Annotated in this window: 22 protein-coding genes; 5 read left to right on the forward strand and 17 right to left on the reverse strand. The window is 69.4% G+C overall.

The features are described from left to right. Positions 1-110: 110 nt before the first annotated feature. The gene (locus HP445_RS04655; RefSeq protein WP_128780708.1) at positions 111-509 is read left to right on the forward strand and encodes a hypothetical protein; all 399 of its coding nucleotides are present in this window, start codon (positions 111-113) and stop codon (positions 507-509) included. A gap of 161 nt (positions 510-670) precedes the next feature. Here HP445_RS04655 and HP445_RS04660 read toward each other — a convergent pair whose 3' ends face one another. Next, a complete protein-coding gene (locus tag HP445_RS04660) occupies positions 671-1,720 on the reverse strand; it encodes a methionine synthase (RefSeq protein ID WP_128780709.1) in 1,050 nt (349 codons plus the stop codon). A gap of 37 nt (positions 1,721-1,757) precedes the next feature. After that, complete coding sequence (locus tag HP445_RS04665; protein ID WP_128780710.1) at positions 1,758-2,714, reverse strand: putative oxygenase MesX; 957 nt, start codon at positions 2,712-2,714, stop codon at positions 1,758-1,760. A gap of 119 nt (positions 2,715-2,833) precedes the next feature. On the opposite strand from HP445_RS04665, the gene HP445_RS04670 reads away from it, so the two are divergent. Then, the gene (locus HP445_RS04670; RefSeq protein ID WP_128780711.1) at positions 2,834-3,775 is read left to right on the forward strand and encodes a LysR family transcriptional regulator; all 942 of its coding nucleotides are present in this window, start codon (positions 2,834-2,836) and stop codon (positions 3,773-3,775) included. A 65-nt stretch (positions 3,776-3,840) separates the two neighbouring features. Here HP445_RS04670 and HP445_RS04675 read toward each other — a convergent pair whose 3' ends face one another. The 7 genes from HP445_RS04675 to HP445_RS04705 form a co-directional block, all read right to left on the reverse strand. Then, positions 3,841-5,322, reverse strand: a complete 1,482-nt coding sequence (locus HP445_RS04675; RefSeq protein WP_128780712.1) for a family 20 glycosylhydrolase — start codon at positions 5,320-5,322, stop codon at positions 3,841-3,843. A gap of 89 nt (positions 5,323-5,411) precedes the next feature. After that, complete coding sequence (locus HP445_RS04680) at positions 5,412-5,963, reverse strand: hypothetical protein (RefSeq protein WP_128780713.1); 552 nt, start codon at positions 5,961-5,963, stop codon at positions 5,412-5,414. Positions 5,964-5,986: 23 nt separating this feature from the next. Further along, positions 5,987-6,613, reverse strand: a complete 627-nt coding sequence (locus HP445_RS04685; protein WP_128780714.1) for a hypothetical protein — start codon at positions 6,611-6,613, stop codon at positions 5,987-5,989. A gap of 161 nt (positions 6,614-6,774) precedes the next feature. Then, positions 6,775-7,260, reverse strand: a complete 486-nt coding sequence (locus tag HP445_RS04690; protein ID WP_111032710.1) for a hypothetical protein — start codon at positions 7,258-7,260, stop codon at positions 6,775-6,777. Positions 7,261-7,520: 260 nt separating this feature from the next. Next, entirely contained in the window at positions 7,521-8,069 is a 549-nt protein-coding gene (locus tag HP445_RS04695; RefSeq protein WP_128780715.1) for a hypothetical protein, read from the reverse strand. A 56-nt stretch (positions 8,070-8,125) separates the two neighbouring features. After that, positions 8,126-9,829: a glycosyltransferase gene (locus HP445_RS04700; protein ID WP_217499715.1), complete on the reverse strand. Its 1,704-nt coding sequence runs from the start codon at positions 9,827-9,829 to the stop codon at positions 8,126-8,128. Positions 9,830-9,874: 45 nt separating this feature from the next. Then, positions 9,875-11,062 carry a hypothetical protein gene (locus HP445_RS04705; protein WP_111030669.1) on the reverse strand — a complete coding sequence of 396 codons (1,188 nt, stop codon included), beginning with the start codon at positions 11,060-11,062 and terminating at the stop codon, positions 9,875-9,877. Positions 11,063-11,261: 199 nt separating this feature from the next. Between HP445_RS04705 and HP445_RS04710 the strand changes: the two genes are divergently transcribed. After that, positions 11,262-12,521, forward strand: coding sequence for an endo-1,4-beta-xylanase (locus HP445_RS04710; protein WP_128780717.1), 1,260 nt, complete (start codon positions 11,262-11,264; stop codon positions 12,519-12,521). Between the two features lie 52 nt (positions 12,522-12,573). Here the strand turns inward: HP445_RS04710 and HP445_RS04715 are convergent, their stop codons facing one another. From HP445_RS04715 to HP445_RS04730, 4 genes are all read right to left on the reverse strand, one after another. Continuing rightward, positions 12,574-13,071: a hypothetical protein gene (locus HP445_RS04715; RefSeq protein WP_128780718.1), complete on the reverse strand. Its 498-nt coding sequence runs from the start codon at positions 13,069-13,071 to the stop codon at positions 12,574-12,576. 191 nt (positions 13,072-13,262) lie between these two features. Next, positions 13,263-13,577 (reverse strand): SdpI family protein, encoded by a 315-nt coding sequence (locus tag HP445_RS18510; protein WP_164941188.1) that lies wholly within the window; start codon positions 13,575-13,577, stop codon positions 13,263-13,265. Positions 13,578-13,684: 107 nt separating this feature from the next. Beyond that, the gene (locus tag HP445_RS04725) at positions 13,685-14,341 is read right to left on the reverse strand and encodes a response regulator (RefSeq protein ID WP_128780721.1); all 657 of its coding nucleotides are present in this window, start codon (positions 14,339-14,341) and stop codon (positions 13,685-13,687) included. Next, positions 14,338-16,047: a sensor histidine kinase gene (locus HP445_RS04730; RefSeq protein WP_128780722.1), complete on the reverse strand. Its 1,710-nt coding sequence runs from the start codon at positions 16,045-16,047 to the stop codon at positions 14,338-14,340. The genes HP445_RS04725 and HP445_RS04730 overlap by 4 nt, the downstream gene beginning before the upstream one ends. A 153-nt stretch (positions 16,048-16,200) precedes the next feature. On the opposite strand from HP445_RS04730, the gene HP445_RS04735 reads away from it, so the two are divergent. After that, a complete protein-coding gene (locus HP445_RS04735) occupies positions 16,201-17,697 on the forward strand; it encodes a CitMHS family transporter (RefSeq protein ID WP_128780723.1) in 1,497 nt (498 codons plus the stop codon). A gap of 64 nt (positions 17,698-17,761) precedes the next feature. Here HP445_RS04735 and HP445_RS04740 read toward each other — a convergent pair whose 3' ends face one another. From HP445_RS04740 to HP445_RS04755, 4 genes are all read right to left on the reverse strand, one after another. Continuing rightward, entirely contained in the window at positions 17,762-18,835 is a 1,074-nt protein-coding gene (locus HP445_RS04740; protein WP_071245082.1) for a threonine aldolase family protein, read from the reverse strand. Positions 18,836-18,839: 4 nt separating this feature from the next. Continuing rightward, entirely contained in the window at positions 18,840-19,523 is a 684-nt protein-coding gene (locus HP445_RS04745; RefSeq protein ID WP_241660416.1) for an SDR family NAD(P)-dependent oxidoreductase, read from the reverse strand. Further along, complete coding sequence (locus tag HP445_RS04750) at positions 19,520-20,986, reverse strand: DUF6421 family protein (RefSeq protein ID WP_128780724.1); 1,467 nt, start codon at positions 20,984-20,986, stop codon at positions 19,520-19,522. The genes HP445_RS04745 and HP445_RS04750 overlap by 4 nt, the downstream gene beginning before the upstream one ends. A 567-nt stretch (positions 20,987-21,553) precedes the next feature. Further along, the gene (locus HP445_RS04755; protein ID WP_128780725.1) at positions 21,554-22,093 is read right to left on the reverse strand and encodes a hypothetical protein; all 540 of its coding nucleotides are present in this window, start codon (positions 22,091-22,093) and stop codon (positions 21,554-21,556) included. Positions 22,094-22,291: 198 nt separating this feature from the next. Here HP445_RS04755 and HP445_RS04760 point away from each other — a divergent pair, with 198 nt between their 5' ends. After that, entirely contained in the window at positions 22,292-22,801 is a 510-nt protein-coding gene (locus HP445_RS04760) for a hypothetical protein (protein ID WP_128780726.1), read from the forward strand. Positions 22,802-22,852 lie beyond the last annotated feature (51 nt).

Raw genomic sequence — 22,852 nt, forward strand, 5'->3', positions numbered from 1 at the left:
GGAACTCCCAGATGAAACCACGACGGGCGAAAGCCGTCTCCGTCCTCCGGGCGATAGGAGCCGTGCTGCTCGCTGTCGCCGTTCTCACTGGTTGCAGCGAAGGGTCTGGCATGAACACGAAAGAAGCGAAGCAGTCCATCGTCACGTTCGTCGAGGGTTCGACCGACGTGGTCGGTGACGGCTGGGAAGTCAGCGACGGTCCGGGGCTCGGGAAGTGCGGCCGGGGACTGGGGCAAGGGGGCGTCCAGTACGTCTACGCCATGGTCCGCTCCGCGAGCGCTGACCCAAAGGCCGACGTCGAGGCGGTGGAACAGCACTGGAAGGAGCTCGGGGTCACAACTGAGCGCTACCAGACCGGCGGCGAGGACCCCATCCTCGGTGTCCGGGGCAGGGGTGGCCCGGTGAGCTCCTCCGACTTCCGCGCGGATCCCCGCGGGTACACGATCGACGGCAGCTCGCAGTGCGTTGCGGGGGACTTCGAGAAGATGAGCCTCGACAGTCAGGAGTGACGACCGCGACCTGACCACCGGAACTGAGCCGCGCCTCCAGTCCGGCCCGAGACCCGCGCGCCTGCCGGACGCGACACGAAGGACGGCCCGCCCCGTTGTCGAGGCGAGCCGTCCTGTGCCGCTGGGCCGCTGGGCCGCTAGGTCGCTAGGTCGCTAGGTCGCTAGCGCGATACCGGTACGGCGACGCTGGCGAGCTCGGCCCGCACGATGTCCGCCCCTGCGGACAGCGCGCCGAGCTTGTCCAGCGCCGCACCCCGCGCCAGGGGCGCCATCCCGCAGTTGGAGCTGGGGATGAGCTTGTCCGCATCGACGAACTCGAGCGCCCGACGCAGCACCTCCGCGACCTCCTCCGGCGTCTCCACGGTCTCGGTCGCGACGTCGATCGCCCCGAGCATGACCTTCTTGCCGCGGATCAGCTCGACGAGCTCGAGGGGAACGTGGGAGTGGATGCACTCGAGCGACACGATGTCGATCGAGGACTGCTGCAGGAGCGGGAAGGACTGCTCGTACTGCCGCCACTCCGCGCCGAGCGTCTCCTTCCACTTGTTGTTCGCTTCGATGCCGTAGCCGTAACAGATGTGCACGGCGGTCTCGGCGCGCAGGCCCTCGGCTGCACGCTCGAGCGCGGCCACGCCCCAGTCCTGCACCTCGTCGTGGAAGACCGTGAAGGCGGGCTCGTCGAACTGGATGATGTCGACGCCGGCGTCCTGCAGCTCGCGTGCTTCTTGGTTGAGGATCGTGGCGAACTCCCACGCCAGCTTCTCGCGGCTCTTGTAGTGCTGGTCGGAGAGGGTGTCGATCATCGTCATCGGGCCGGGGAGCGCCCACTTGATGGGGCGATCGGTCTGAGCCCGCAGGAACTTCGCGTCCTCAACGAAGACCGGCGCCCGACGGCTGACGGCACCGACGACGGTCGGGACGGCTGCGTCGTAGCGGTCGCGGATGCGGACGGTCTCCTTGCGCTCGAGGTCGACGCCGTCCAGGTGCTCGATGAACGTCGTCACGAAGTGCTGGCGGGTCTGCTCGCCGTCGCTGACGATGTCGATGCCACGGCGCTCCTGCTCGTGCACGGCGGACCGGAGGGCGTCCTGCTTGCCCTCGGTCAGTGCTGCTCCCTGCAGCTCCCAGGGGGACCAGAGCCGTTCGGGCTCAGCGAGCCAGGACGGTTTCGGCAGGCTGCCGACGATCGAGGTGGGGAGGAGAGAACGCATGGGGGTGACGGTCCAGTCAGTCGAAGGGCAGAGGAAGTCAGCGCGCGAGGGCGGGGGCGGCCCACCGGGCGAGGAGTGCGTGGTGCGGCCGCACCAGGTGCTCCTCGGTCCAGCGGCCCTGCGTGATCCCGAGGCGGCTGCGCTCCTCGCGGTCGTAGGTCACCGGGGTGGGCGTGAAGTCGGTGTGGTCGAGGGTGGGGCGGTAGGTGCTGCCGGCCGGGGTGTTCGCGGCGTAGACCTCCGGGCGGTAGATCTTCTGGAAGGTCTCCATGGTGGCGATCGTGCCGATGAGCTGGAGGTCCGTGTAGTCGCCGGTCAGGTCACCGCGCGTGTAGAACGCGAGCGGGGCAGCCGCCCCGGCGGGCTGGAAGTACCGGACCCGCATGCCCATCCGGCCGAAGTAGTCGTCGGTGAGCGAGGAGTGCTCGTGCTCGTACTCGGCGCCGAGCGCCGGGTGGACGTACCCGTTCCGGCGGTAGGTCTGGCTCGTCGAGACGCTGATGCAGACGACGGGCTCGGCACCGAACTGCGACTCGAACACGTCGGACTCCAGGAAGCGCTGGAAGAGCGCCCCGTGCAGCTGGCCGAAGTCGGACGGCAGTGACGGCGACGACGGCAGCAGCACCGAGAAGTCGTAGTCGCGCAAGTACGACGAGAAGTTGTTGCCGAGGATCCCGCGGTGGCGCTCGCCGGTGTGCTCGTCGACGATCGTGACGTCGAGCATCTCGAGCAACGGGAACTGCGCGTCCGAACCACCGTCGGAGAACTCCAGCGCCACCGAGACGATGTCGAGCTGCAGACAGTAGCGGTCGTGCGCCGCGGCCAGCTCGTTCGCGCGCCCGTCGATCATCGCCAGCGCAGCACGGAGGTTCTGCTGACGGCGCTCGCCGCGCGCCAGGTTGGCGAAGTTCGTGGTCAGCCGGGAGCTGTCGGCGGGGGAGTAGTCCTCGTCGAACCGGGTCCGGGTGATGCTGAAGGTGAGGTCGTTCGCCATGGTCGGCAATCTGTTCGTCGAGCGCCCGCGGGCGCTGGGGAAGGGGTGCCTCGATCATCGCGGGATTCATGGGCCATCAGGTAATACCGAGACGCTATGCACCGGTATAGCCTCGGCCTATGGCCCGGGTATCGAACGACATCACCCTGCAGCAGCTCCGGTACTTCATCGAGGTCGCGACGGAGGGCTCGATCAGCGCAGCGGCCGACCTGCTCTACGTATCGCAGCCGACGATGTCCGCGGCGATGAAGGACCTCGAGACGCGGATCGGACGCCCGCTCTTCACCCGATCGGCCAGGGGGGTCGTCCTCACCGTCGACGGCGTCGAGTTCCTCGGGTACGCCCGGCAGGTCGTCGAGCAGGTCTCCCTGCTCGAGCAGCGCTACGTCGGTGGACAGCGGTCGCGTCGGCTGCTCGGGGTGTCCGCCCAGCACTACTCGTTCGCGGTGGAGGCCTTCGTCCGCATGGTCGAAGCAGCGGCTGCGGACGAGTACGAGTTCTCGCTGCGTGAGACACGCACCTGGGACATCATCGAGGACGTCCGCACGCTGCGCAGCGAGGTGGGCATCCTCTACCGCAACGACTTCAACAAGCAGGTGCTCGGCAAGCTGCTGCGGGACGCCGGCGTCGTGTTCACACCGCTGTTCGTCGCACAGCCCCACATCTTCGTGGCCAAGCGGAACCCGCTCGCGTCGCGGGAGCGTGCGACCCTCGAGGACCTCGCGGACCTGCCGCGGCTCACGTTCGACCAGGGCGCGAACAACTCCTTCTACCTGGCCGAGGAGATCCTGTCGACGATGTCGAGCAAGCGGGAGATCCGGGTGTCGGACCGGGCGACGATCTTCAACCTCATGATCGGCCTCGGCGGGTACACGATCTCCACCGGGCTCATCAGCGACGACCTCGACCCCGAGATCGTCGCCATCCCACTCGACTTCGACGAACGCATCGAGATCGGCTGGATCGCGCACGCCTCGGTTCCCCTCACCGTGCAGGCGCAGGCGTACCTGGACGAGTTGCGTGCGGTGGTCACCAGCTACGGAGTCGAGCCGCTCGGGTAGGCAGGCGGCGGGTCCGGCGGGTCCGGCGGGTCCGGCGATCGGCCTGGAGGCACGACATGCGTCCGTCAGGAGGCTGCGGTCTCGATCATCGCCGTCACGTGCGGTGCGCTCCACCGCAGGAGCGCGTCAGCAGGTGGATCCTCCAGGTCCTCACCCCAGATCGCGACGGCGGCGCCCGACATCGGAGCCGCGAGCAGCGAACCGGAGTCGCCGTCCCACGCCCGGAGTGACCAGTTCTCGCGGAGGTCGGCGACGGTGTACTCGCTGTCGGCCGGGTCGAGGTCGGTCGGCACCTCGTAGAGGTAGTACGAGTTGTAGTTGAGCAGGTCGACTCCGGCCTGCTGCAGGTCGACCGCACTGGCCCGCCGTGCTCGGCGTTCGCGCCGCTCGGCTGCGTCCTCGGTGTCGCCGTCGAAGCTCCAGTACGTGACGTGGATGCGCGGATCCAGTCGCTCGACCGCGACCCGATCGATCCCGTCGTTCCAGGCCCAGACCTCGCGGTTGCCGACCGTGGCCGCCATCGCGTTCATCCAGGCGACGCGTTGGGCGGCGGTGACGTCGTCGCCCCATTCGTCGCCGCCGATGTGCACGGTGCGGCTGGAGGGGAAGGTCCGCTGCACCTCGGCGTACAGCTTCTTCGCCAGCGCGAGACTCTCGGGCGCCGACGTGTCGAGTTCGTTCTCGCCCGAACGGATGCGGTCGACCCACTTCGTGCCGTGTTCCGCCTCGAGCAGGGCGAAGGCGGCGGCCATGTGTCCGGGAGTGTCGATCTCCGGCACGATCGCGACGCCTCGCTTCGCCCCGTAGGCGGCGATCGAGCGTGCCTGCACGGCGCTCAGGAACGGGCGATGGGTCACGCGGCTCGTGTACACGCCGTCGTCGAGATCAGCGTTGGCGAGGGTTTGGCCGAGGACCGTGCTCTCGATCCCGACGTTCTGGTCATCGGTGAGGTGCAAGTGCAAGAAGCGGCCGCCATCGTCGGCGAGGAGGTCGATGTACCGCTTGAGCAACGCCACGGGGTAGTAGGCGCGAGCGACGTCGAGCATCACGCCAGTCTCCGGACGCGCGCGCTTCGTCGGCTTGGTGGTGACGGTCGCGGTCGACGTGCGGCACTGCTTCGCCGAGTACGCACCGGCGCAGGCGAGGATCGAGTACTTGCCGGCTGGGGCACGGGAGGGCATCCCGCGGACTGCGGTGACCGAGGTGCTCGAACCAGCGGCGAGTGCCTTCACCGCGACCCGGCCGAGCGTGTACTTCTTGGTGCCGGCGGACAGGTACAGCCACGCGGAGGAAGCCGGCTTCCGCACCGAGGCGGTGTTCTTGACCTTGAGCGTGGTGCGAACGGCGGTGCCGGTGGTGGACGCGGTGACCTTCGTGACCGTCACCGCCGAGGCTGCGGTGTCCGCTGATCCTGCCGTTGCACGGATGCCGACCAGAGCTGCTGCCGACACGGCGATCGCCAGACCGACCGCGATCGTGCGTCTGGCAGGCGATCCGGGGACCAGGTTCCCCTGCTGACGCACCACGACGTTCTCCCCCTCGAACACCCCGTTGCCCTCGTTGGATCAGGATGCGCGCACGATCGTATCCGCACCGCGTCGAACGCACATCGCCCAGCGACCTGCAGCGGGGCTCCTCAGCGGACCTCCGCACTCGCCCACAGCGCACGCACAAGACTCCGGGCGCGGCGAAGAAGCGGCTGCAGGCTGAGGGCAGCCCCGACGACCAGCGTGCCGGCCTGTGCGAGGAGGAACGCCACGAGCGCCACCGGGATGAACGCGGTGACGATCCAGGCGGCGGCGAACCCCACGAGCATCACCGCGAGGGCCCGCACCGCGGTGGAGTTCCGCGAACCGCGAAGGGCCAGCAGCCCGGCGGCTGCGAAGGCCAACGGGACGAGCGCCTGCAGGACGACCGCGATGGGGAGCCACAGCTGGCTGCTGGTCGCCGGCGACAGGGCGGCCACGAATACGACGGTGGTGGCCGCGAAGACGAGGTGCACGGCGCCGCGAGCGAGCGCAGCACCGGCAGCGGCCACGACTCCTGCTGACACCGAGATCGCAGCGACCATCAACACTGGCCCTGCTGCGATCAGATGCGTTCCGATGAAGCCGAGCAGGTTGTCGACCGCCAGCAGCGAGGCGCCGGTGGTGGCGACCATCAAGGCGGCGGCGGCAGCTCTGCGCACGGAGGGCCAGGTACCTGACGCCCTCACCGCTCGTCTCCACTGAGCGGGCGCACCGTGTCGCCGACCGCGCGGTACGCGGTGGCGCACCGCCGCTTGAGCCGTGGGCCCATCGGTGACAGTGCCGCAATCCATCGTTCCTCATCTGCGATCCCGAGGATGCGGCTCCGGCCGAGGTCGTCGATCGCCGCGTGCACCTCGGCAGTGACCCCGGGGAAGAGCTCGCTGTACTGATCCGCCGATGTGCTGCGCTGCTTCGGATGCTGCACGTACCGCTGGCCCTCGCTCGAGACGAACAGCACGCAGGTCGTCATGTAGTCCTGCTCGGGGGTGAGGGGCACGGGCACTCCGACGTCGTTCGCAACGCGGGGTGTTGCCTTCGGAGGCTTCACGGCAGAGACGGTGGCGGGAGCTCCGATGACGTACCAGTGCTCACCCCTGGTCACGGCTCGCCCGGCACCGAACGTGCCGTCCCAGTCCGCGAGGGTCTGCGGCACCGACACCGCATGCGCGTAAACACGGATGAAGGTTGGTGAGTCCCCGTCGAGACAGTCGAAGCCACGCATTCTGTCCCAGAATGCGAGGTCGTCATGTAGTGCATCTGCCCGCACGCACGGCACTGTTGCGCGGAGCTCATCGGCGATCATCTGCATCGAAGCCACGCCGAGTGCGGGTGCGGGTGCGGGTGTCTGCGTCGGTGACTCAGCCCGTCGCGTCCGATCGTCGGGGCCTGACGAGCACGCGGACAGAGCGGCCGCGGCGACGCAGATCGAGGCAACGGCCTCGATGCTGCGTCGCCGCGTTCGTTGGGGCATCACTGCCACTGCACGCCGGCCCAACCGGTGCCCGTGAGGCCCTTCATCTTCTTGGTGGCGGCCACGTTGCCCCAGGGGACGAACTTCGAGCGCCCGGTCCCGCAGTTCAGGGTCGTCCAGGTCGGAGCGTGCCGCGAGTTGAACGACTTCCCCCAGATGCAGGGATTCGAGTTGCCCTGGTGCTTGTACCACTTGTACTGCACCTGGGTCGAAGCCTTCGAGCCGATGACGCTGCAGCCGTTGAGTGACTGGGTCATCTTGGCGACGACGGCGAACGCTCGGTCCTTGCAGTTCCCCGAACGGGTGGACCGCCCGTCGTCGGCGATGACGACCTCCCCGGTGGGATCGAAGCTCTCGTCCACGACGACGTTCGTCGGCAGCTCGACCGGCGTCGTGGTCTGAGCATGGGCGGGTGCAGCGATCAAGAGTCCCGCCGCAACTGCGACGGTCGTGACTGCGGATGCGACCGAAAGGGTCTTCTTCATGTGTTTCCTCCCCAATTCGTCACCATGATCACGGTGGACTCGCTCAGAATGCTGCATATCAATACGAAGCGCAACCTTGCAGGTGCGATCCTCAAGGGACGCGCCGGCGCGCTCCCGACGTGACCGGAAGACGGCCTGGAGGCGCGTGGCGGCGCCGCCACGCGCCTCCAGGCCGCCGTGTGGTGTCGACGGAAACCGGCCCGGTCGCAGGATCGGCCTGCGCCCTTGGCGGGAAGCGCTTCCGCTGTTGCGGTGCTTGCTCAGCGCGTGTGCGCAGCGAGATCGCCGTAGGCCGCCGCGTACCAGCCGACGCTGCCGTCTCCCGCGGTCGGGCCGATCGTGATCGCCGCCCTCGACGTGACCACGTACAGGTCCTCGTCGTGTCCGCAGTGGACGGAGCGTGACGTGAGTCGCTTGCCCGTCTCCGACCCGTTCGCACCGATGCGTCCGGCCCTCACGGCCATCTGCACGGTTTCGTTACCCTGGCAGGTGATCGAGACGCGGATCCGCGCACGGTCTCCGGCTCCGTCGGTGCCGAGGGAGAGTCGGCTGGATGAATCGTTGGTGCCGGCACCGCTGCCGAGTCCGCCAGGTTGTCCGGCCCACCGGGCCTGCACGCGCTGCATCCAGTCGGAGTGGGCCTTGTCGTTCTCCTCCGGCGTCGGGTGATCAGAACAGGCCGTGAGTGACACGAGGGCCACGACGGCGACGCCGATGATCACCGTGTTGCGTCGAAGGCCTCGGCGGGCGTGGAGGAACGGAGTGCGCATGTCGTGGCAAGTGTCCCCTACGGCGGCGGCCTGCTGCATCCTCCCGTTCGTGGGCCTCCGGCGAACCGGAGCCGCTTCCCTGGCGGGCCTCCCGCTCAGCGCGGCGAGTCGGGCGACGTCACCGTCGCAGACCCCTGAGTCGTCAGCCCGTGCTCCGTCTTCTCCCAGTAGTGCGGCCGGGTCAGGAGCTGCCAGAGCGCCTTGTAGGCGGCGATGGAGTGCAGCGTCCAGTACACGGGGTTCAGGAGCGACCAGAGGATCAGGTGGAAGGTCCCGCGCTTGAACGGGCCCATCATCGACAGGTAGATCATGATCGCGTTGCCGACCAGGAAGTTGAACAGGCACAGCCACAGCACCCACACCGGGAACAGTGCGTCGACGGTCTCCCGTGGCAGGAAGAACGTGACGGCGGTGAGCGCGTAGAACGGCAACACGCAGAGGAACGTCGCCGGGGTGCCCGCGATGAGCAGGACGAACGCCGCGAACCGGATGATTCCGATCTCACGGACGAGTGCGAGCGGCCGACGGGCGTGGACCAAGCTGGTCTGCATGTAGCCCTTGATCCAGCGGGACCGCTGCCGGATGAAGTTCGGCACCGAGGTGTTGGCCTCCTCCATGGTGGTGGAGTTGATGACGCCCACGCGGTACCCGACGGCGCTCGCCCGGATGCCGAGGTCGGCGTCCTCGGTCACGTTGTAGGGGTCCCAGCCGCCGAGCTCGATGAGCGATGCCGTGCGGAAGTGGTTCGACGTGCCGCCCAGGGGGATCGGCAGGGACGCGTGGTCCAGACCGGCCAGCATGTAGTCGAACCAGTAGGAGTACTCCAGCGTGAACATGCGGGTGAGGACGTTCTCGCGAGCGTTGAAGTAGTTCAGTGCCGCCTGCACGCACACCGTGGCCTCGCCACCGCGCTCGAACGCGATCAGTGCCTTCTTCAGCTGGTCGGGGTCTGGTGTGTCCTCGGCGTCGTAGATCACGAGGTACTCGCCGGTCGCGACGTAGAGTCCGACGTTGCACGCACGTGGCTTTGTCTGCGGGTGTCCCTTCGGCACGGTGATGACGCGGAAGTGCGGTGGCGGGTTCGCCGCGGCGATCGCGTCCCGTGTCTCCTGGTCCTCTTCCTCGGTCAGGATGATGACCTCGAGCTTGTGCACGGGGTAGTCCAGGCCGCCGAGGTTGTCGATCAGCTGGGCGACGATGTTCGCTTCGCGGAACACGGGCACGAGGACGGTGTAGCCGGGGAGGTCGGCGTCGTCCAGGGCAGAGACCTCGGTGTCGGTGATCCGTTCGACGACGTCGTAGCGGGCTCCCTGCGTGGCGACGACGAACTTGAAGCCCGTCCCGGCGAGGAACACGAGGCTGGCTGCGATCAGCGCTGCGATCGCGGTCTGGACCGGCCAGATGATCCCGCACGCCAAGGCGATCACGGCGAGGACGATGCCCGAGGCCTTCTGTGACCGCGAGAAGACGACGCGGGCGGAGAGCGTCGGGTTCCGGTCATGGAGTTCGTTCGCAGCGGCATCGGCCACGGCCCCGTGGAACTGGCTCAGCACGGCACGGCGGAGGGTCCAGCTGTCGACGGAGACGAACGTGACCGGAGCCCCGAGCTCCTCGGACAACGCATCCCCGAGTGCGGCGTCGTCGGCCCGGCTGGAGGTGAGGACGAGGATGCTGCCGTCCTGCAGCACGCGGACCGGCATCCAGTCCTCGGCGAGGTACCGCTGCCCGGATCCGGGGCGCTGCAACGCCGGGTCGATCCCGGAGGCCTCGAGCTCGGTGAGTTCATCGGGTCGGGACATGGCTGTGTGCCGGCCGAGCCCGGAGAGGCGTGGGGTCGTCACTCGTCACCACCACCCGAGGGAGTCACCGATGGCGGCCATCCACTCCAGCGTGATCGGCCGGTTGAACGCAGCCGCCCACGCGATCACGATCTGCGCGGCGCCCACGGCGGCGATCAGGCCGCTCACCCGGGTGGTCCGGGCGGCGGGGACCACGGCGATGCCCATCATCGTCATGATGAGGAACACGTTGCCCGCGGAGTTCACCGGGATGAGACCACCCACGTAGCCGATGATCAGCGCCCCGAAGACGAACACCGAGATCAGGACCGAACCGGGCCGACGACTCAGCAATGCCAGGGCGCAACCGCTCGCGACCGGGGCGAGGATGAGCAGCCCGTTGAGCGTCGTGACGAGCTCCGGGACCAGCCCCCAGAGCGCAGGGTCGTAGTGGACGGCGTTCTGGAACACCAGCAACGGGTTCCGTCCGAACAGTGCCTCGAGGAACATCACCGCACCGAAGACCGCGATGGTCGGGAACAGCACGATGAGCACGTTCGACCATCTCGCGCCCGACTCGCTCCGCCGTGCGACGGAGAGCAGCGGGGCCGTGATCGCCGCCGCGACCACGAGGACGAGCCCCGAAGCGTCCGCCAACGCCGCGAGCATGAAGAGGATCCCCGACTCGAAGCCGGCCTTGGTGTTCCGGCTGGAGACGAAGCGGACCATGTTGATCGCGCCGATCCCGAACAGCGCGATGCCGAGGAGCGCCTCGAAGTTGCCCGTGGCGGTGTACGCGAAGAGCGGGTTCGCGCCGATCGCGACGAGGAAGACCGTGCTCTTCCACCACGGGAAGCGTCGTTGGACCATGGCCTCGAGCAGCTGCTGCAGCAGGATCCCGGCGACCAGTGCCCCGGCGACCGCGAGTCCGGCGGCGCCACCGGGGATGAGCCGCACGAGGATCGTGCCCAGCGGCGGGTACAGCTCGCTGAGCCACGAGACGTCCGCCCGGTCCCAGCTCAGTGTCGCGACGTGGTCCACGACGGAGCGGTTGACGGTGACGTCGGCCACGGTGGGGTCGGCGCTGACGGCTGCGAGAACGAGGAACGGGACGGCGAACGCGAGCCGGAGCAGCCATCGTGCGCCCGCGCGGCTCGGGAACGGTTCCAGCCGTGTGCGCGTGTGGCCGTCCGCACGCGCGGCTTCCAGCTCGCGACGCAGGGCGCCTGCACGTTCTGCTTCCAACAAGACCACGGGGGCCACCTCACAGCAAGGCCGACTCGGTCTTGGTTGACATCGATTTCCGGCCCGACACTGATGCCGTGCGCCCCGCAGCAGTGCGGATGCGAACGCATCCTCTCACCCCCGGCCGTCTTCCGGGTGACGGCGACGATCCCCGCTGCTATGTTTGCGCGCACAACAAATCCCGGACGACGACGTCGGAGGACGCGCGATGACGCACGCACCAGAGCACCGCTTCGGCGAGACGACCCTGACGGTCGTCGATGCCGAAGGCAATCCCATCCCCGATGCCGACATCACCGTCGAGCAGACCGGCCATGCCTTCGCCTTCGGCAACATCGGCTTCGACTTCATCGAACTGGCCAACGGCGAGGCGACCGGCGAAGCGACCGGCGAAGCCAACGCCGAAGCGCAGGACGAAGCAGGCACCGAGCACCTCGCCGACCTCTACACCGACGTCTTCAACACCGCGACGCTCCCGTTCTACTGGGGCCGCTTCGAGCCCGAGCGCGGAGCCCCGGACACCGCCAGACTCCTGACGACGGCGCAGTGGTTCCGCGACCGCGGCATCGCCCTCAAGGGGCACCCGCTCATCTGGCACACCGTGCAGCCCGACTGGCTGCTGGGGCTCCCACTGGACGAGGTCGAACAGCTCCAGCGCGAGCGCATCCGCCGCGAGGTCTCCGCCTTCGCCGGCACGATCGACACCTGGGACGCCATCAACGAGGTCGTCATCATGCCGGTGTTCGACAACGGCGACAACGCGATCACCCCGCTCGCCCGGGCCAAGGGCCGCATCCCGATGATCCGGATGGCCTTCGAGGAGGCCCGCGCCGCCAATCCACACGCCACCCTGCTGCTCAACGACTTCGACCTGTCGAGTGCGTACGAGTGCCTGATCGAGGGCGTGCTCGAGGCCGGCGTGCAGATCGACGCCATCGGACTGCAGACCCACATGCACCAGGGCTACTGGGGCGAGGACACGATGCTCGCGATGGTCGACCGGTTCGCCCGCTACGGCCTGCCGCTGCACCTGACCGAGACCTCGCTCGTCTCCGGTGACCTCATGCCCGCGCACATCGTCGACCTCAACGACCACCAGGTCGCTTCGTGGCCGTCGACGCCCGAGGGCGAGGCGCGCCAGGCCGACGACATCGAACGGCACTACCGGAGCCTGGTCGGCCACCCTTCCGTCGAGGCGATCACCTACTGGGGCATCACCGACGCCGGCGCCTGGCTCGGCGCCCCGATCGGACTCGTCCGCGCCGACGGCAGCCCGAAGCCGTCCTACGACGCGCTCCGCCGCTTGGTCAAGGAGGAGTGGTGGCTCGGCCCGACGGTGCTCCGCACCGACGACCGAGGTCGGGTGCAGGTCCGCGGCTTCCGTGGCGACTACCGCGTCGACGTGCGCGGCACGTCCACCGCGTTCGCCGTCACCGACGTGCCCACGCAGGTGCAGATCGTCGCGTGACCACCTGACGGACTGGAGGCCCGGTGCGGCCCCGCCCCGCGCCTCCAGTCCGTCAGTGGCGGACCTGGCTGTGGGGGTGCTCATGGCTCTGATCGCGGTGGTGCGCTTTGCTGGGCGAGACCAGCGGACCGTCCGCGGCGCCGTGAGGGGTGGACTTGATGCGCTTGAGCAGACCGCACGGACGGCTCCTGCTCGTGCAGCGCTCGCTCCTCGTGACCGCTGTGTTGGCGTCGGGGCTCGCGCTGGTGACCGGGTGCAGTTCGCCCCGCCTGCCGCCGTCGTCCGCAACCTCTGTCGAGGTGACGAAGGTGTACCTGGCTGCGGCGAAGGCGCAGCGGTGTGACGTGACGAAGGCGTTGACGCTCGACAGCACGTGGGCGTGGTGCCGGAACCCGACGCTGCGGAAGTACACCGTCGCGGACAAGGCGGAATCGGTGCCGTTCAACCCTGGCCACAAGACGGAGTCCTGCGTGGACACGACGGTGACGAGTCGAGCGTCGGAGGAATCGGAGCCGATGAACGGGACGCGCACGTGGAGCTTCTGCTTCACGAAGACGGCGTCCGGATGGCGCCTCACGGACCAGGGGCAGGGCTAGGGCGTCCGCCGCTCCCGAGGTGGCCGGAAGGGCCAATCTTCAGCGTGGGTGTGCGGCACCGCCACGACCTGGAGGTACAGGCCGACCATCTCGAGCAGCTCGACGGCGTCGGCGCTGAACCACGCCCGTGCCCCCGCGTTCGCCGTCACCTGGTCGCGCGTCCTGCGGCCACCACGCCCCAGAGGGCTCCGCCGACGAGGATCGCGGCGCACGCGACGAACGCGGGGATGTCGTCGGCGCGTCCGAGTGCGATGTAGACCAGGCTCACTGCCACCGTCGCGCCGCCGGCGATGCTCGTCGGGACGATCGCTGCTCGGTGGCCGATGATCCAGCTCTCGTCGCTGCGCATGGTCGCCCGGGTACGGATGCCCACGAGCCCGTTCCTGCCGATGGTGCCCCGCGCCGGCAGGACGACGAAGACGATGGTCAGGACGGCGGCTGCCATCTCGATCGCGATCACGTGATCTCCTTCTGGGGCGGTCATCACGCTCGCGTGTGGCTGAGATCGGAGCGCGTCAGACCAAACCTGCCGGTATCCGGTGAAATACGCAAGGGCAGCAGGGCCCGTCACCGCCGCACGTACCGGTGCTCCGGCCGCCCCGCAGCCCCGTACCGCAACTGCATCGCCACGGTCCCGTCCGCCGTGAGCTGCGCCAGGTACCGCTGCGCCGTCGCCCGCGAGACCCCGATCGCCGCAGCCACCTCGGCGGCAGATCGTTCCTCACCGGCGACGAGCTGCTCGAGCACCAGCGCCGCCGTGGCCGCCCGGGACGGCGACGCCCCACCGCTGTCGCCGGCGTGCAGGATCCGGAACGCCCGCTCGACGGCCTCTTGATCGAGGGTCGAGCGTTCGTCGAGCACGTTCCGCGAGCGCGCGTACGCCTGCAGCCGCTCGGCCAGCACCCCGGCTGCGAAGGGCTTGATCAGGTAGGCGAGTGCCCCGCTCCGCATCGCCCGGCGAACGGTGCCGGAGTCCGAGGCGGCACTCAGCACGAAGGCGTCGGTGTCGATCGACCGCAGCAGGTCGAGCCCGCTGCCGTCGGGCAGGTACACGTCGACGAGCACCAGGTCCACGGTCCCGCTCGACAGCGCGGAGCGGGCGGCCGCGAGGGTCCCGACGGGTTCGAGCGCCCGGAACCCCGGTACCTCGTCGACCTGCCGCCGGTGCAGGTCGGCGACGTGGAAGTCATCGTCGACCACCAACACGGTGAAGACGGAACTCACGACACCACTCCTTCCAGTCGGGCGCAGAAGACCGCGCCGTGGTCGTCACCGCCGGGGGAGGCGAGCCACACGTCGCCACCGTGCCGTCGGGCGATCTCCCGCGACAACGGCAGCCCGATCCCGAGCCCGTGCACCTGCGAGACGTCCTCCGACGCAGGAGCCGCCGCCGGCCCGCGCACGAACAGCGAGTCCGCGGTATCGTCCGGCACCCCCGGCCCGGAGTCCATCACCGACAGGTGCAGCGTCGTGCCGTCGTCGAGCACCTCGACCTCCACCCACGGGGAACGGCCGTCCCGCGACCGCTCGTCCCCGTCGAGGGCCGCCGAGACCGCGTTGTCGACCAGGTTGCCGAGCACGGTCGTCACGTCGCCCGGTTCGGTGATCGTCCCCCGCACGAGCGTCTCCGCTCCGATCCGCAGCAGCACCCCACGCTCGGCGGCCTCGACGCCCTTCGCCCCGAGGAACGCCTGCAGGTACGGCTCGGTCAGCCGGTCGGCGTGCTGCACCGGGTAGCGCAGCGGCCCGCGCTCCTGCACGTCCGCCAGGTACGCGCGCGCCCGGGCGGTCTCGCCGATGTCGAGCAGCCCGGAGATCGCGTGCAGCCGGTTCGCGAACTCGTGGCGCTGCGCGCGGAGCGCCGTGCTCATCGCCCCGACGGCGTCGAGTCGCCGGGTCAGGGCCTCGACGTCGGTGCGGTCGCGCAGGACGGCGACCCGGCCCAGGTCGCGTCCGTCGCGGAACACCGTGCGGACGTCGACGAGCAGCACCCGGTGCCCGGCGACGATCGTGGCGCTCGCCGGAGCCGCGGTGGTCACGTCCAGCATCGACCCGAGCGGCGCGGGCAGGTCGAGGGAGGACACCGGACGGCCGACCGGATCGGCCATCCCGAGCAGTCGGACGGCTTCGGGGTTGCAGACGGTGACGACCCCCGACGGGCCGATCGCGATGACGCCCTCACCGACGCCGCCGAGCACGGCCTGCTGGTTCTGCACGAGCGTCACGAGCTCCTCCGGCTGCAGCCCGAGCGTCAGCCGCACCAGCCTGCGTCGGATCAGCACCGAGGCGATCACCGCGAGCAGGACCGCCGCCAGCCCGGCACCGATCACCGGCATGCTGTCCTCGACCAGGGTGTCGTAGACGCGTGCCCGGTTGAACCCGACGCTCACCTCGCCGACGACGGCGGACTGCCGGGAGGCCCGGCTCGTCTCCGCCCCGCCGGCTGCGGGCGCGGAGACGGGCACCTTCGCCCGCGCCGACTCACCGAGCGTGCCGCGCGCCCAGGACACGGTCTCGCGGCCCGCGAGTGCGGCGTCGGGGGAGGTGCTCACCATCTCGCCGATCCTGTCGGTGTCGGGGTGGGCCAGCCGGATGCCCCGGTCGTCGGTGACAACGACGAAGAGTGCCCCGGTCCGGCGCTGGGCAGCGAGTGCCGCTCGCTGGACGGGCCCGTCGGCGAGGGCCGCGGGGTCGAGGTCGGTGCCGTCGACGCTGAGCCGGGCGACCGCGGACCGGACGTCGGACTGCGCGGCGACGCTCTGTGCGATCGCGAGTGCGGTCCCCTCGGCAGCGCGCTCCAGCCGAGTGACCTCGATCCGGACGAACACGGCACTGGTCAGGGCGACGACGGCGACCACCACGGCGAGCTGCAGCACGAGCACCTCGGTGGCGAAGCGGAGCCTGGGGCGCCGTGAACGGTCGTCGGTCACGACCCCAGCGTACGGAGGGTGAGCCGACGTGCCTGCGCACAATGCGCAGAAAGCGGTCAACGCGCGATGGTGCGCCAATGTGCAGAAGCGCGCCGCGCCTCCAGGCCGGGTCGTAGCGTGCCCGGACTGCCAGACACGGACGAAGGAGTCCTGATGCTCGTCATCCTCGGGTACGCGATGGTCCTGACCTTCATGGTCCTGATCATGACCAAGCGCATGTCGCCCATGCTCGCGCTGATCATCGTGCCGACCGTGTTCGGATTGTTCGCGGGGGCGGGTCTGGGGCTCGGCGACATGGTGACCGAGGCGATCGGCACGCTGGCACCGACGGCCGCGCTCCTGATGTTCGCGATCATGTACTTCGGGCTGATGATCGACGTCGGCCTGTTCGACCCACTCGTCCGGTTCATCCTGCGGGTGACCGGCAACGACCCGGCGAAGATCGTGCTCGGCACGGCTCTGCTGGCCGGTGCGGTGTCGCTCGACGGGGACGGCTCGACGACGTTCATCGTGGTCACGGCGGCGATGCTACCGATCTACCTGAAGCTCGGCATGAGCCCGGTCGTGATGACGTGCGTGGCGGGTCTGACGAACGGAACGCTCAACATCGTGCCGTGGGGCGGTCCCACCGCCCGTGCCGCCGCCGCGCTGAAGATCGACCCGACGGACATCTTCGTGCCCCTCGTGCCGTCGCTCGTGGTGGGGCTGCTGCTGTGCTTCACGTTCGCGTGGACGATGGGCCTGCGGGAGCGGAAGCGCCTCGGGCTGATCGAGTTCACCGAGGCCTCGCGGGGTGCGCGGGTGCCGGAGCGGGCGAACGCCCGGGCCGGTTCACGGGTGCTCGCGGCGGTGGGCGGGACCGGCGGCGGGATGTTCACGAGCCCCACGGTCGCGCTCGGACTGCGCGGCGGGAAGGCCGACGGTCGACGTGCGGACGGCGATGGCGTGGACGGCGCGGCTTCGGGGGACGAGGGTGGCACGGGGACCGGCACCATGGCCGAGACGATGCTCGACCCGAACCGTCCGACCCTGCGGCCGAAGCGGATCTGGTTCAACCTGGCGCTGACCGTCGCGGTGATGGTGGCGCTCGTGCTGGGGCTCCTGCCGCTGCACTTCGTGTTCATGATCGGCACGGCGATCGCCCTGCTCGTGAACTTCCCGCAGCTCAAGCAGCAGACCGCGCAGATCGTCGCGCACGCCCCGAGCATCGTCGGTGTCGTGTCGATGGTGTTCGCCGCCGGGGTGCTGATCGGGGTGCTCGACGGCACCGGGATGGTCGCGGCGATGGCCGACTGGCTCGTCGCGGTGATCCCGGACTCGATGGGCCCGTACCTGGCGGGCATCACCGGTGTGCTGAGCATGCCGCTGACGTTCTTCATGAGCAACGACGCGTTCTACTTCGGGATCCTGCCGGTGTTGTCCGAGAGCGCTTCGGCGTACGGGATCACACCGGCCGAGATGGCGCGGGCCTCGGTCGTCGGGCAGCCGGTGCACATGCAGAGCCCGCTGGTCCCCGCGATCCTGCTGCTGGTGTCCCTGGCCAACGTGAACCTCGGTGACCACCACCGGAAGGTGCTGTGGCGGGCCGCCGTGGTCGCGATGGCGATGCTCGTGGTGGCGATCGTCGTGCGGGTCATCCCGTTCGGGTGAACCGACCGCCGGTGCCGACTCGGCGCGCGCCCGACCGGTGCGCGCCGGACCGGACGGTGCCGGCTCAGGCGGCGTCGAGCTCCCGCGTCAGCGCCGCGACGAAGTCGTCGATGTCCTGCTCCGAGGTGTCGTACGCGCACATCCACCGCACCTCGTTGCGGCTGGCGTCCCAGTCGTAGAACCGGAAGTGCTTCCGCAGCCGGTCGGCCACCCCGGCGGGCAGGGTCGCGAAGACGCCGTTCGCCTGGGTCTGCTGGCTGAAGCCGACACCCCGGATGCTGCCGTCGGCGATGCCGGCCTCCAGCGCACCGCGCAGTCGGGCGGCCATCGCGTTCGCGTGCCCGGCGGAGCGCAGGTACAGGTCGTCGCTGAGCAGGGCGATGAGCTGGGCGGAGACGAACCGCATCTTCGACGAGAGCTGCATGTTCATCTTGCGCAGGTAGTGCAACCCCTCGGACGCCGAGGGGTTCAGCACGACGATCGCCTCGCCGTAGAGCATGCCGTTCTTCGTCCCGCCGAAGCTCAGCACGTCGACACCGGCGTCGGTGGTGAAGTCGCGCAGGGGCACCCCGAGGGACGCCGCGGCGTTGGAGATGCGGGCGCCGTCCATGTGCAGCTTCATGCCGAGCGAGTGGACGTGGTCGGCGATCGTCCGGACCTCGTCCACCGTGTAGGCGGTGCCGAGCTCGGTGGTCTGGGTGATCGACACGACGAGCGGCTGGGCACGGTGCTCGTCGCCCCAGCCCCAGGCCTCGCGGTCGATGAGCTCGGGCGTCAGCTTGCCGTCGGGTGCCTCGACCGGCAGGAGCTTGATGCCGGCGACGCGCTCGGGCGCACCGGCTTCGTCGGTGTGGATGTGCGCGGTCGCGGTGCACACGACCGCTCCCCACCGCGGCAGCATCGACTGCAGCCCGACGACGTTCGCGCCGGTGCCGTTGAACACCGGGAACGCCTCTGCCTGCGACCCGAAGTGCTCGCGGATCACCTCGTTGAGACGTGCGGTGTAGACGTCCTCGCCGTAGGCGATCTGGTGGCCGTCGTTGGCCGCGGCGATGGCGGCGAGGATCTCGGGGTGGACGCCGGCGTAGTTGTCCGAGGCGAAGCCCCGCAGGTCCAGGTCGTGCAGTCGGAGGGTCACGCGTTCATCCTAGGTTCGAGGGATCAGGCGCCGTGAGCGGGATGCGGGCACCGTTGAGGTCGGCCGGTGGGGTGTCCCAGAGTCGGACGACCTCGGTGCCGAGCCGTTCCTCGAGGCCGGACAGCGCACCGACGACGAACACGGCGGCCGCGGCGGTCTCCGGTGCCTCCTTCCGGAACCCCTGCGCGACGGCCCGGACCCAGGCGTCGGACGCGGCCTTCGCCGCCGCGTAGTTCGCGGCGCCGGCGGTGGGGGAGTCGACCGCGGTGGACGACACGAACGCGAGCCGTCCGGCAGAGGACGCCACCAGGTCGTCGTGGAAGACCCGGGTCGTGTTCCGCAGGGTCCGGAAGGCGCGGTCGAAGAAGTCCCAGTCCGCGTCGGACTGGCCGACGATGCTGCCACCGCCGCGCCACCCGCCGACCAGGTGGACCAGTCCGTCGACGCGGCCGGCGTCCGCGTGGACGTCGTCGGCCAACGCGGTGACCGCACCGAGGTCCGACAGGTCGCACGTGCGCGTCGTGACGCCCGGGACGGACGCGCGCAGGGCCTCCAGGGCGTCGGGTCTGGTGCCGACCGCGACGACGGCCGCACCGGCGGCGGTGAGTGCGCGGGCGACGGCTGCGCCGCTGGCACTGGTCGCACCGGCGATCAGCACCAGGCGACCGGCCACCGAGCGGTCGGTCACGCGGCGGCCTCGCCGACGAGCTCCGCGTCGGTAGTGCCGGTGATGCCGGCCGTGGACGCGATGACGGTCGCCATCTTCTTGTCGAGGGCCTCGTAGAACATCGACAGCGGGAACTCGTCGTCGAGCACCGCGTCGGTGTAGCCGCGCGGCGGTCCGGCGAGCGTCTCGTCGGGTAGACCACGCGCCCACTTCGACGCCGGGTGCGGCGTGAGCGTGCGGGTCAGCATCTCGTACGCGGCGATCCAGTGCGCCGACTTCGGCCGGTCGATCGAGCGCCGGTAGAGCTCGTTGATCTCGTCACTCAGGGCGATGATCACGTCCGGCACCTCGCGCCAGTCGATCGTCAGCTGCGTGTCCGTCCAGTGCAGGACGCCGTGCTGGTGCATCCAGGCGAACAGCAGCTGGCCGCCGAGTCCGTCGTAGTTGCGGACGCGGCTGCCGGTGATCGCGAAGCGGAAGATGCGGTCGAAGACGACCGCGTACTGCACCAGGCGCGCGTGGTCGCGGATGGCGCGCTGCGCGTCCTGGAGGCCCGTGTCGGGTCCGGCGGACAGCTCGCGTTCCAGACGCACGGATTCGCGGAACGCGGTCAGGTCGCAGCGGAGCTCCTCGAGTGAGTAGAGGAAGAACGGCATCCGCTGCTTGATCATGAACGGGTCGAAGGGCAGGTCCCCACGCATGTGCGAGCGGTCGTGGATGATGTCCCACATCACGAAGACCCGCTCGGTCAGCTGCTGGTCGTCGAGCATCGCAGCGGCCTCGGCCGGCAGCTCGAGCTTGGTGACGTCGGCGGCGGCACGGACGACCCGGCGGTAGCGGGCGGCCTCGCGGTCCTGGAAGATCGCGCCCCACGTGAAGGCGGGGATCGAGCGCATCGCGACGGTCTCGGGGAACAGCACCGCCGAGTTCGTGTCGTAGCCCGGGGTGAAGTCGACGAAGCGCAGCGCGACGAACAACGCGTTGCCGTGGTCGCCGGCCTCGAGCTCGGCGATGAACTCCGGCCAGATGACCTCGACCAAGACCGCCTCGACGAAGCGCGAGGTGCTGCCGTTCTGGGTGACCATCGGGAACACGACCAGGTGGCCGAGTCCGTCGACGCGGTGCCGCTGCGGCTGGAACGCGGTGAGGGAATCGAGGAAGTCGGGGACCCCGAAGCCCTGCTCCTGCCATCGTGCGAAGTCGAGCTGCAGCACCTGCAGGAACGCGGCGTCGTGCGGGAAGTGCGGCGCCAGCTCGGCGACGGCCGGCACGATCACCGCGACGTGGTGGGCGGCAGCGGTGTGGTCGGACGGTTCGGGGACGGAGCCGTCCCGCGTCTGCAGGGCCTGCAGGGCGACGACTGCACGCTTGAGCCGGAGCCAGGCGGGGTGGGCGGCGACCTCGCGCACGGACAGGTGGTCCTCGACGACCTCGGGCTCTCCGACGATGGCGTCCTGCGAGATATTCTGGGCGAACTGGGACATGTCGAACCTCCCGTCATCGGGGTCGGCCGCGGATCTGCGGACGAGTGGTGCGCGTTACCGGATCGTCTCGAGCCTAGGGAAGTTCGGGGGACGCAAAGTTGCCCATCTGCGGTGGAATCGTGCGTCGTCGTGGTGCTCGCGCGGGGATCCGACTGCTGCGCGCACGGTTCGTGCGGCCATGGCGCGGTCCGGTGTCGCGACCTCTTTGCGTCCACTGTCCGACATACGCCGGAGGCGTCGGACGGACACGCACCCACGGGTCTCCGGATGCATGGGCGGTCGGAACTGTCGTCGTGCGGTCGGACTGCGCGAAGACCTGGTTGAGGACGAGCGCGGCGCCGATCGCTGCGACGCAGACCAGGAACGCAACCGGTGCTGCCCTGCTCTTCGGGTGCACCATGCCAGCAAAGCCCGAGGCACTCAGGCCAGCTGCTCCCGTTGCGACCGAGAGCGGCCATCCATTGACGACGAGCACGACACAAGCGACGCCGAGCAAGACCGCGCACGCTGCGAGCACCCTGCTGAGCACGCGGCGGAGACGAGCCGGCGTTGCTCGCTCCGGAACGGTCAACGGTAGATCGCCATACACGTTCGGCCACGTACTTCGCCGTTGTTCCGGAAGTCGACGCACATGCTCCCCGGACGCAACGTGTGCTTCTTGACGCTGGGGATGTTGAAGACGGCTTGTCCGCAGCCTGAACGCACCGACGTCGTCTCCTGCGCGTACTGCCGCCCGTTGACGTCCTTGAAGCGGTAGACGCCGCTCCAGTTGCAGAACATCCCCGGGATGACCGCAGCGAGGCCGTAGCACTCGACCGCGGTCGTCGACCCCGTGACCCGCAGCCCCGAACCTCGAACGGACATGTTGAGGAAGCATCCCGCTGGTACGACGATCGTCACGCCTCGGTAGCTCCAGCGGAAGGACGCAACTGGTGACGTCGCGAACCCTCCGTTGACCGTGTTGCCCCCGCCGGCCTGATTCGAGTCGTAGGCGTGCGAAAGGTCAGCGAGTTTCCGTGCCTGTTCGTGCACGTCCACGTCGGCGACTGACTCCGCGACGTTCGGTGCCGCCGTTGCTGGCGAGGCAAGAGCTGCCACGAAGAGCAAGCACGCTCCGAGCGCTACCGAAGATCGTCCAATGAAATTGCGGGACAACGTCATCTCCTCATGTCAGTCCCGGCCTGTGCCGAGGACCTCACGCTACTGATCTTCCAGCACGTAGAACAAGCAATTTGTATTTCGGCGGAACGAGGGCTGGGTCAGTAGAGTCGAGATGTGGAACATCAGCGGCGGACGGTTGGGCGCGTGGGGCAGAGCGGGGCCCGGGCGATCCCGTTCGCCAGCATGGCGCTCGGGGCCTCGATGCTGAGCGCTCCGAACGAGGCGTCGTGGAATCCGGGGGCGTTCCTGCTCGTCGGTGGCGCCGTCTGGGCCCTGCCGCTCTTACTGGGACGGCATCGGCCCAGAGGCACCGTGCGGGCCGGGATCTCCACGTCGGACTGGGTGGCGCTGTCGACCGGTCTCGGGGCAGGGCTGCTCGTCGGCCTCCTCTTCTTCGACGGCTCGGCTGCCTTCGCCGCGCTCTTCCCGATCCCGTTCGTGGCGATCCACGCCGCCGTGAGTCGCTCCGACGGAAGCTTGCGAGCCCGGTTGATCGTGCTCGCGGTGACGGCGGCGTTGGTCGTCGCGATCCTCGTCACGGGTGATGGTCTGCAGCGCGGCTTCGCCGACCTCGTCCAGGGGGCGGTGGTCGCCGGCGTCCTGTTGACGCTCACGCTGGTCCTCTGGAGCGCTGTGCGGAGACAGCGGGCCTGAAGCTGCTGCGGTGCACTCCAGCGCTGCGGGCTGCGTGATCGGTACGGTGGT

The sequence above is a fragment of the Curtobacterium flaccumfaciens genome, from assembly GCF_013359815.1.
Classification (GTDB): Bacteria; Actinomycetota; Actinomycetes; order Actinomycetales; family Microbacteriaceae; genus Curtobacterium; species Curtobacterium flaccumfaciens.

Excerpts from the sequence above, each read along its gene's own strand:
- HP445_RS04655 (WP_128780708.1), top strand. The coding sequence starts at position 111 with ATGAACACGAAAGAAGCGAAGCAGTCCATCGTCACGTTCGTCGAGGGT.
- HP445_RS04660 (WP_128780709.1), bottom strand. The coding sequence starts at position 1,720 with ATGCGTTCTCTCCTCCCCACCTCGATCGTCGGCAGCCTGCCGAAACCG.
- HP445_RS04665 (WP_128780710.1), bottom strand. The coding sequence starts at position 2,714 with ATGGCGAACGACCTCACCTTCAGCATCACCCGGACCCGGTTCGACGAG.
- HP445_RS04670 (WP_128780711.1), top strand. The coding sequence starts at position 2,834 with ATGGCCCGGGTATCGAACGACATCACCCTGCAGCAGCTCCGGTACTTC.
- HP445_RS04685 (WP_128780714.1), bottom strand. The coding sequence starts at position 6,613 with ATGCAGATGATCGCCGATGAGCTCCGCGCAACAGTGCCGTGCGTGCGG.
- HP445_RS04690 (WP_111032710.1), bottom strand. The coding sequence starts at position 7,260 with ATGAAGAAGACCCTTTCGGTCGCATCCGCAGTCACGACCGTCGCAGTT.
- HP445_RS04695 (WP_128780715.1), bottom strand. The coding sequence starts at position 8,069 with ATGCAGCAGGCCGCCGCCGTAGGGGACACTTGCCACGACATGCGCACT.
- HP445_RS04700 (WP_217499715.1), bottom strand. The coding sequence starts at position 9,829 with ATGTCCCGACCCGATGAACTCACCGAGCTCGAGGCCTCCGGGATCGAC.
- HP445_RS04710 (WP_128780717.1), top strand. The coding sequence starts at position 11,262 with ATGACGCACGCACCAGAGCACCGCTTCGGCGAGACGACCCTGACGGTC.
- HP445_RS04735 (WP_128780723.1), top strand. The coding sequence starts at position 16,201 with ATGCTCGTCATCCTCGGGTACGCGATGGTCCTGACCTTCATGGTCCTG.
- HP445_RS04750 (WP_128780724.1), bottom strand. The coding sequence starts at position 20,986 with ATGTCCCAGTTCGCCCAGAATATCTCGCAGGACGCCATCGTCGGAGAG.